The 9,650-nt window shown below is 56.7% G+C and carries 6 protein-coding genes and 1 pseudogene; 6 read left to right on the forward strand and 1 reads right to left on the reverse strand.

Features of this window, described 5'->3' with window-relative positions:
- Window positions 1-238 (forward strand): integrase core domain-containing protein (locus CINSTRO3249_RS08910; RefSeq protein ID WP_143146883.1); only part of this gene is annotated, 238 nt, incomplete at its 5' end.
- Between the two features lie 39 nt (window positions 239-277).
- Here the strand turns inward: CINSTRO3249_RS08910 and elyC are convergent.
- Window positions 278-748: pseudogene (gene elyC, locus CINSTRO3249_RS08915) on the reverse strand (envelope biogenesis factor ElyC); the annotation flags it as partial.
- Between the two features lie 153 nt (window positions 749-901).
- Here elyC and cmoM point away from each other — a divergent pair.
- The 5 genes from cmoM to CINSTRO3249_RS08940 all read left to right on the forward strand — a co-directional run.
- Window positions 902-1,687: a tRNA uridine 5-oxyacetic acid(34) methyltransferase CmoM gene (cmoM, locus tag CINSTRO3249_RS08920; protein ID WP_074013026.1), complete on the forward strand. Its 786-nt coding sequence runs from the start codon at window positions 902-904 to the stop codon at window positions 1,685-1,687.
- A complete protein-coding gene (mukF, locus tag CINSTRO3249_RS08925) occupies window positions 1,684-3,006 on the forward strand; it encodes a chromosome partition protein MukF (protein WP_074013023.1) in 1,323 nt (440 codons plus the stop codon). Before cmoM ends, mukF begins: the two co-directional genes overlap by 4 nt.
- Window positions 2,987-3,724: a chromosome partition protein MukE gene (mukE, locus tag CINSTRO3249_RS08930; RefSeq protein ID WP_074013024.1), complete on the forward strand. Its 738-nt coding sequence runs from the start codon at window positions 2,987-2,989 to the stop codon at window positions 3,722-3,724. Before mukF ends, mukE begins: the two co-directional genes overlap by 20 nt.
- Entirely contained in the window at window positions 3,721-8,184 is a 4,464-nt protein-coding gene (gene mukB, locus CINSTRO3249_RS08935; protein ID WP_074013025.1) for a chromosome partition protein MukB, read from the forward strand. Before mukE ends, mukB begins: the two co-directional genes overlap by 4 nt.
- A 1,296-nt stretch (window positions 8,185-9,480) precedes the next feature.
- A partial coding sequence (locus CINSTRO3249_RS08940; RefSeq protein WP_143146886.1) for an IS1 family transposase occupies window positions 9,481-9,650 on the forward strand: 170 nt, incomplete at its 3' end.

A 9,650-nucleotide genomic window follows, 5' to 3' on the forward strand; every position in this document is an offset into this window, starting at 1 on the left:
CGGCGACTCCTACGATAATGCGATGGCAGAGAGTATCAACGGGTTGTACAAAACGGAGGTTATCCACCGCGGGAGCTGGAAAAACCGGACGGAAGTGGAGTTGGCCACGCTGGACTGGGTGGACTGGGTGGACTGGTACAACAACAGAAGGCTGCTCGGGCGGCTGGGTTACATCCCTCCTACTGAAGCCGAAATGAACTATTACGCTTTGCAATTAGCATCAGAGGAAGCGGCGTAGTATTGCCAAAATTACTCTCTAATAAACTCGGGGTTATTCAATTGCTGCAGCCGGCACGCCCAGGCTCTGCGCCACGCGAGACGCGGCCTCGGCGCTGCTGACGGGATTGCCGGGGGCGTTGGCGCCGGTAAACACCATCGTAGCGCCGGGGTGGGCGCGCCACTGGCGAATGCCTTCCGTCACCCGCGGTAAGCTATTGTTAATCAAGTTAGCGCTAGGGGGCCAATCGGGGTTCCAGGTATATCCGCCCCCTAACACCACAATCCATTTAACGGTTTCCCCATGAGGCTGCCAGGTCGGATAATGGGCCTCCAGCGGCGCCAGCAGACGATCGGCCACTGGCTGCAGACTCAGCGCCAGCAGTGCCAGCCAACCTGCGCTCAACAGCAGCCGGGCGGTCTTTGTTCCGCGGTTCAACCAGAGCAGCACCAACCCGGCCCCCATCACCACGAGCAGCAGCGGGAGCGGCAGCAATAGGCCGCCGATAAACTTTTTCAGGGTAAACAGCATAGGGCAACGCTCCGATTGGGTAAAATGTAATCAACCAGCCGCAATCCGGCGCTGGAATGATTCATTCTACGTCAGCCTGTGACAAAATAGACCCCTCGCGCCCACTGGCGACAAAACATCTTCTACCGCCGTGGCCGACCGGAGTCTTGCATGATACAGGATCGCAATTTTGACGATATCGCCGACAAATTCGCGCGTAATATCTACGGCACCACCAAAGGAAAGATCCGCCAGGCGGTATTATGGCAGGATCTCCAGGCATTGCTGGCGCAATTGCCCCAGCGGCCGCTGTGTATATTGGACGCCGGCGGCGGCGAAGGGCGCATCGCCGCGCAACTGGCGGCGCTGGGACACGAGGTGGTGCTGTGCGATCTCTCGGCGCAAATGATTCAGCGCGCGCAACTGCAGGCGAAAGCGCTGGGCGTTGAGCAGCGCTTTCGCTGTGTACAGAGTGCGATCCAGGATATCGCTACGCATTTGGAAAGGCCGGTCGATCTGATATTGTGTCATGCGGTACTGGAATGGGTCGCGCAGCCCGAGGCATTATTGCAAATACTAAATCAGTGCCTGGCCGGGGATGGCGCGTTGTCATTAATGTTTTACAATAAACACGGTCTGGTAATGCGCAATATGCTGCTGGGCAATATGGCTTTTGTCGCGGCCGGCATGCCGAAAAGGAAAAGGCGATCGCTGATGCCCGACCATCCCTGCGATCCGGCTGACGTTTATTGCTGGCTGGAAAAAATGGGACTGGCCCCAATAGGCAAAAGCGGCGTGCGGGTGTTTCATGATTACCTGCAGAATAAACAGCAACAACAGGATGAATTTAGCGCACTGCTGGCGATGGAACAACGCTATTGCCGGCAGGAGCCATTTATCAGTATGGGGCGTTATATCCACGTGATGGCGCGTAAACCCACCCTGAAGGACGCATTATGAGCGAATTTTCCCAGACTGTACCGGAACTGGTCGCCTGGGCCCGGAAAAATGATTTTTCACTCTCGCTGCCTATCGATCGGCTGGCCTTTGTGCTGGCCATCGCCACGCTCAATAGCGAGCGGATGGACGGTGAAATGAGCGAAGGTGAGCTGGTGGATGCGTTCCGTTGTGTGAGTGAAGGGTTTGAACAGACCCAAGAAACCGTAACGGTACGCGCCAACAATGCCATCAACGATCTGGTGCGTCAGCGTCTCCTCAACCGTTTCACCAGCGAATTGACGGAGGGTAACGCTATTTACCGCCTGACGCCGCTCGGTATCGGCATTAGCGATTACTATATACGCCAGCGCGAGTTCTCCACGCTGCGGCTGTCGGTCCAGCTGTCCATTGTTGCGCAGGAATTGAAGCGGGCGGCGGACGCGGCGGAAGAAGACGGCGACGAATTCCACTGGCACCGGCATGTCTTTGCGCCGTTGAAATATTCCGTGGCGGAAATTTTCGACAGCATCGATATGACCCAGCGCATCATGGATGAGCAGCAGCAAGGGGTGAAACAGGATATCGCCGCGCTGCTTAATCAGGACTGGCGAGCCGCCATCTCCAGCTGTGAACTGCTGTTATCGGAAACCTCCGGCACGCTGCGCGAGCTGCAAGATACCCTGGAAGCGGCGGGGGACAAACTACAGGCCAATTTACTGCGTATTCAGGATGCGACGCTCAACCATGACGAACTGCAGTTCGTCGATAAGCTGGTGCTGGATCTGCAAAACAAGCTGGACCGGATTATCAGCTGGGGCCAACAAACGATCGATCTGTGGATCGGTTATGATCGCCACGTACACCGCTTTATCCGCACCGCCATCGACATGGATAAGAATCGCGTCTTCGCCCAGCGCCTGCGCCAGTCGGTGCAAAACTATTTTGACGCCCCCTGGGCGCTGACCTATGCCGACGCCGATCGGCTGATGGACCTGCGCGACGAAGAATTGGCGCTGCGCAATGACGAAGTCACCGGCGAATTGCCGCCGGATATGGAATATGAAGAATTCAATGAGATCCGCGAGCATATTGCGGCGCTGGTGGATGAGGCGCTGGGGGTGTACAAACAGCAGCAATTGCCGCTCGATCTCGGCGCCGTGATGCGCGATTACCTGGCGCGGTATCCGCGCGCGCGCCATTTCGACGTGGCGCGCATCGTGGTCGACCAGGCGGTGCGCCTGGGCGTGGCCCGGTCGGATTTTACAGGGTTACCCGCACACTGGCAGGTAATCAACGATTTTGGCGCTAAGGTACAGGCCCATGTCATCGATGAGTATTGAAGAAAGTTTGCCGGTAAAACTGGCGAAGGCGCTGTCCAACCCCTTGTTTCCGGCGCTGGACAGTCAACTTCGCTCCGGCCGCCACATAGGCATTGAGGAGTTGGATAGTCATGCCTTCCTGATGGATTTTCAGGAAGAGCTGGAGGGCTTTTACCGCCGTTATAACGTAGAGCTGCTGCGCGCGCCGGAAGGCTTTTTCTACCTGCGCCCGCGTTCCACTACGCTGATTCCGCGTTCGGTGCTGTCGGCGCTGGACATGATGGTGGGCAAAATTCTGTGTTATCTGTACCTGAGTCCCGAACGGCTGGCACACGAAGGCATTTTCAGCCAGCAGGAACTGTACGATGAACTATTGAGCCTGGCCGATGAAAATAAACTGTTGAAACTGGTGAACCAACGCTCCACCGGCTCGGATCTGGACAGGCAGAAGCTGCAGGAAAAAGTGCGCGCCTCCCTTCACCGGCTGCGCCGGTTGGGCATGGTTTGGTTTATGGGCAACGACGCCAGCAAGTTCCGCATTACCGAATCCGTATTCCGCTTCGGCGCCGATGTGCGCACCGGCGATGATGCGCGTGAAGCGCAACTGCGGATGATTCGCGACGGCGAAGCGATGCCGCTGGAAAACGCCCTGTCGCTCGGCGATGAACAGGATGATAACGATGAAAACGAGGCGCTCGCCGGCGAAAGTGCGGATGGCCCCGAGGATGAACAGGCATGATTGAACGTGGCAAATTCCGCTCACTGACGCTGGTCAACTGGAACGGCTTTTTCGCCCGGACGTTTGATCTGGATGCGTTGGTCACCACCCTGTCCGGCGGTAACGGCGCGGGGAAATCCACCACCATGGCGGCGTTTATTACCGCCCTTATTCCAGATTTGACCCTGCTGCATTTTCGCAATACTACCGAAGCCGGCGCCACCAGCGGCTCGCGCGATAAAGGTCTGCACGGCAAACTGCGCGCCGGGGTGTGCTATTCGGCGCTGGAAGTCGTCAACTCCCGCCACCAGCGCGTGCTGGTGGGCGTTCGCCTGCAACAAATAGCCGGCCGCGACCGCAAAGTGGACATCAAACCGTTCATGATCCAGGGGCTGCCGGTCAAAGTGACCCCCACCGAGATCCTGACGATGACGGTGGGCGATCGTCAGGCGCGGGTGTTACCGCTGCAGGAGCTGAAAGAGCGGGTCGAGGCAATTGAGGGCGTCCTGTTTAAACAGTTCAATTCCATCACCGATTATCACTCGCTGATGTTCGATCTGGGCGTGGTGCCGCGCCGGCTGCGTTCCAGCGCGGATCGCAGTAAATACTATCGCCTCATCGAGGCATCGCTGTACGGCGGTATTTCCAGCGCGATTACCCGATCGCTACGCGACTATCTGCTGCCGGAAAACAGCGGGGTACGGAAAGCGTTCCAGGACATGGAAGCGGCGCTGCGCGAAAACCGCCTGACGCTTGAGGCGATCCGCGTGACCCAATCGGATCGGGATTTATTCAAACATCTGATTTCCGAAGCCACCGCCTACGTGGCGGCGGATTATATGCGCCACGCCAACGAACGGCGTGTGCATTTGGACGATGCCCTGACCCTGCGCCGGGACTTGTTCGGCAGCCGCAAGCAATTGGCCTCCGAACAGTATCGTCACGTCGATATGGCCCGGGAACTGGCGGAAATCAGCGGCGGTGAGTCTGATTTGGAAACCGATTATCAGGCCGCCAGCGATCATCTTAATCTGGTGCAAACCGCGATGCGCCAGCAGGAAAAAATCGGCCGCTACCAGGAGGATCTGGAGGAGCTGACCTTCCGGCTGGAAGAACAAAATGAGGTGGTGGCCGAGTCTGCCGAGCAGCAGCAGGAGAACGAAGCGCGGCGGGAGGCGGCCGAGCTTGAGGTGGATGAACTGAAAAGCCAGCTGGCTGACTATCAGCAGGCGCTGGATGTGCAACAAACGCGCGCTATCCAATTCCAGCAGGCGCTGCAAGCCCTGGATCGCGCCCGCGAACTGTGCGCGCTTCCGGCGTTGACATGGGAAGAGGCCGCGCCGACCTTGGCTATGTACCAAGAGCGCGAACAGGAAGCCACCGAGCGGCTGCTGGGTTTTGAGCAAAAACTGAATATGGCAGAGGCGGCCAGCAGCCGTTTTGAACAGGCCTACGGGTTGGTGGTAAACATTGCCGGTCAGGTCAGCCGCAGCGACGCCTGGCAAACGGCGCGGGAACTGATTCGTGACGCCGCGTCGCAACGTCATCAGGCGGAGCGGCTGCAGGCGTTGCGCAGCCAGCTCAATGAACTGGAACAGCGGCTGCGCGAACAACAAGACGCCGAACGGCTGCTGCAGGAATTTTGCCAGCGCATGGGTCAGGATTATCCCGCCGAGAAGCTCGACGCGGTGCAGCAGGAGCTGGAGGCGCGGGTCGAAACGCTGTCGGCGACGGTGTCCGAGGCCGGCGAACGTCGCCTCGCGCTGCGCCAGACGCTGGAGCAGGTGACCGCCCGTATTGAACAGCTCATCGCGCGTGCGCCGGCCTGGCTGGCGGCGCAGGATGCCTTAACGGCACTGAGCGAGCAAAGCGGCGAAGCGTTGACCAGCAGTCGTCAGGTGACGGATACCATGCAGCTCCTGTTGGAGCGCGAGCGGGAAACCACCGTGGAACGCGACGAGGTCGCGGGACGCAAGCGGCGCATCGAGGCGCAGATTGAGCGCCTCAGCCAGCCGGGGGGCACCGAGGACGCCCGCCTGACAACGCTGGCCGAGCGTTTTGGCGGCGTGCTGCTGTCGGAAATCTATGACGACGTGACGCTTGACGACGCGCCGTATTTCTCGGCGCTGTACGGCCCGTCCCGCCACGCGATTGTCGTGCCGGATTTGTCGCGGGTGCGGGAACAATTGGACGGGTTGGAAGATTGTCCGGATGATCTCTATCTGATTGAAGGGGATCCGCAGTCGTTTGACGACAACGTGTTTGGCGTGGAAGAGCTGGAAGGCGCGGTGCTGGTCAAAGTGGCGGACCGCCAGTGGCGTTACTCGCGCTTTCCTGCGGTGCCGCTGTTTGGCGGCGCCGCGCGCGAAAGCCGGTTGGAAAAACTCAGCGCCGAGCGGGACGTGCTGGCGGAACGCTACGCCACGCTGTCGTTTGACGTGCAAAAAATCCAGCGTCAGCATCAGGCCTTTAGCCGTTTTATCGGCGCGCATTTGGCGGTGGCGTTTGAGCCAGACCCGGAAGCGGAGATGCGCACGCTGAATGGCCGGCGCGGTGAGTTGGAACGCGAGCTCAGCGATCACCACGGCCAGAATCAGCAAAGCCGGCAGCACTACGATCAGGCGCGCGAAGGGCTGCAACTGCTTAATCGGCTTATCCCCCGACTGGGCGTCCTGCTGGATGACACCCTGCAAGACCGGCTGGAAACGGTGCAGGCCGATTGGCAGGATGCCCAGGAAGCGGCGCGCTATTTAAGTCAGCACCAAAAGGCGCTGGATCAGCTGGAGCCGCTGGCGGCGGTGCTGCAAAGCGACCCCGAGCAGCACGAACAACTGCGCGCCGACTACGAGCAGGCGCAGCAGACCCAGCGTCAGGCGCGGCAACAGGCTTTCGCCCTGACGGAAGTGGTGCAACGCCGCACCCACTTCAGCTACTCCGATTCCGCCGGCATGCTGAGTGAAAATACCGATCTGAACGATAAACTGCGTCAGCGTCTGGAACGGGCGGAAGCTGAACGCAGCCAGGCGCGCGATGCGCTGCGCGCTCATCAGGCCCAGCTGACGCAATTCAGTCAGGTGCAGGCATCGCTGAAGAGCTCCTTTGACGCCAAGCAGGATATGCTGAAAGAGCTGATGCAGGAGTTGCACGACATCGGCGTGCAGGCCGACGCCAATGCCGAGGCCCGCGCCCGCGAACGCCGGGATCAACTGCATATGGCCCTGAGCCAGAACCGCGGTCGCCGTAATCAGTTGGAAAAACAGCTGACATTCTGCGAGGCGGAAATGGATGCCTTGCAAAAGAAATTGCGCAAGCTGGAGCGTGACTATTATCAGACCCGCGAGCAAGTGGTCAGCGCCAAGGCCGGTTGGTGCGCGGTGCTGCGGCTGGTCAAAGAAAATGGCGTTGAGCGCCGCCTGCACCGCCGCGAACTGGCCTATATGGAAGCGGAGGAACTGCGTTCCATGTCGGATAAAGCACTGGGGGCGCTGCGTCTGGCGGTGGCGGACAATGAGCACCTGCGCGATGTACTGCGGCTGTCGGAAGATCCCAAGCGACCGGAGCGCAAGATCCAATTTTTCATTGCCGTTTACCAACATCTGCGCGAGCGTATCCGCCAGGATATTATTCGCACCGACGATCCGGTCGAAGCTATCGAGCAAATGGAAATCGAGCTCAATCGCCTGACGGAAGAGTTGACTGCCCGCGAGCAAAAGCTGGCCATCAGTTCCAAAAGCGTGGCCAACATTATCCGCAAAACCATCCAGCGCGAGCAAAACCGTATTCGGATGCTCAATCAGGGGCTGCAGGCGGTCAGTTTCGGCCAGGTGAAGAGCGTGCGCCTGAACGTCAGCGTGCGCGAAGCCCATGCGACGCTGCTGGATGTGTTGAGCGAACAGCAAGAGCAACATCAGGATCTGTTCAGCAGCCAGCGCCTGACGTTTTCCGAAGCGTTGGCCAAGCTGTATCAGCGGCTGAACCCGCAAATCGATCTGGGGCAGCGCACGCCGCAGACGGTCGGCGAGGAGTTGCTAGATTATCGCAACTATCTGGAAATGGAAGTAGAGGTCAACCGCGGCGCCGATGGCTGGCTGCGCGCGGAGAGCGGGGCGTTGTCCACCGGCGAGGCCATCGGCACCGGTATGTCGATTCTGGTGATGGTGGTGCAAAGCTGGGAAGAAGAGTCCAGCCGCTTGCGTGGCAAAGATATTTCGCCATGTCGGTTGTTATTCCTCGATGAGGCGGCGCGGTTGGATGCCAAATCTATCGCCACGCTGTTCGAGCTGTGCGACCGGTTGCAGATGCAGCTGATTATCGCCGCGCCGGAAAACATCAGCCCGGAGAAGGGGACGACGTATAAACTGGTGCGCAAGGTGTTCAATAATCAGGAACATGTGCACGTGGTCGGGCTGCGCGGCTTTGGCGCCGAGCAGGCCGCACCACCGTCAACGGCCTTGACCGAGACCGACAGTCAGGCCGGTTAAGGGGGGCGCCCCGGGGTAAGGAATAACTCGTCGTTGCGGTGAAATGCAGGGCCAATAAATAGCCAGACAGGCAAGGATAGTTTATCTTGCCTGTTTTTGCTTGGTCTGATGGCCGCACGTTGTCTAGTGCTGGGCGTAAGATGTTTTCGCCCAGGGTAATGTGAGTGGGTAAGTTGCTTGGGGCGTATAGCGCATTTAGCCGCTGCCAAAGGTCATCGGTCATCGGCGCGGCACGCAAATACGCTATGTTTGAGCAAGCGGCGCGCTGGCGCTGAACGCCAGATTGCTAAAATCTACTATTCTACAGCACACCATTATTAAAAAGAGGGTGTAGAATTATCTATTTTAAATACAAAGTCCCCCCCTTCAGACATTTTAGCCCACGCTTACATTTTAATTGTCATACAAGCGGAAATCGAAAGCTTGGTCCTTAGCGTGGTCCTTTTCAGGCGACTAATCTCACAGCGATGCTATTTTGTATAATTTCTGACAATGGCATGCGTAATGCGCAGTGCGATGTCTCTGTCCTGCTGTAGTTTCTCGCTTAGGCCGCATCGCAACGAGTGGTAACTCCCCTTTGTTTTGCAATGCGATGTTTCGCTAAACCTTGAGGTGCGGATGATTGTCGTTGGTAACGGTATTACCGTTTGAACTAACCTATTTTTCTGGCTCTTGTTATTCGCTGGCACGATTCAACTTAAACTTCATTCGATTATAATTACCATTCAAGATAAACAGAATTGTTAAAATTAATGATATGACATAAAAATCTTAAGCCTTGTGGTTGCTGCCAAAGTGACTCTAAAAACCGAAAGGAAAATGATTATTTTCAATTTGAAAACCGCATTGGGTTCGGCAGAAAAAACACAATTTATTTCTCAGCCTATAATATCCGCGCTCACAGATAAAATCATCATTTACAGGATGTTGATATCTTTTACACTTACAAACGCAAAGGAAATTTGATGGTTGATTCGGAATTAATTTGCCGCTATATTTTCCAATAAGAGGAATCATAAGCTGAGCAGTCGTTTTTATTGTTTTATGTAATTTAATAATTATTAATAAGGTAATCATTAAATTACAGTGGTATAAAAATGAAACCTTCAAACATTTCTGGGCCTGGCACTACTACAGTAGAACCATCCTCTATTAACCAAACCGATAAAAGAAATCCCTCTTCGGCACGGGCATCTCCTCTCAATCGTGGCAATTTGCCCCCAGTAGGAAAAAAACGTGGTAATGCCTTCAAATAGTTGACTTTTGTGATATTCTGCCTCTATTTGAGGTTTCCACGTGGTTACAGTTTCTGTTCATTGTCCTCGCTGCCATTCAGATGAAATTTATCGACATGGCCTTAGTCCAACTAAGCGCGAACGCTTCCGGTGTCAGTGCTGTCACCGTGTATTCCAGCTTACCTACCGCTATGAAGCGCGAAAGCCGGGAGTTAAAGAGCAGATCGTTGA

It is taken from the genome of Candidatus Sodalis sp. SoCistrobi, from assembly GCF_900143145.1.
GTDB lineage: Bacteria > Pseudomonadota > Gammaproteobacteria > Enterobacterales > Enterobacteriaceae > SoCistrobi.

Excerpts from the sequence above, each read along its gene's own strand:
- mukE (WP_074013024.1), top strand. The coding sequence starts at position 2,987 with ATGTCATCGATGAGTATTGAAGAAAGTTTGCCGGTAAAACTGGCGAAG.
- mukB (WP_074013025.1), top strand. The coding sequence starts at position 3,721 with ATGATTGAACGTGGCAAATTCCGCTCACTGACGCTGGTCAACTGGAAC.
- mukF (WP_074013023.1), top strand. The coding sequence starts at position 1,684 with ATGAGCGAATTTTCCCAGACTGTACCGGAACTGGTCGCCTGGGCCCGG.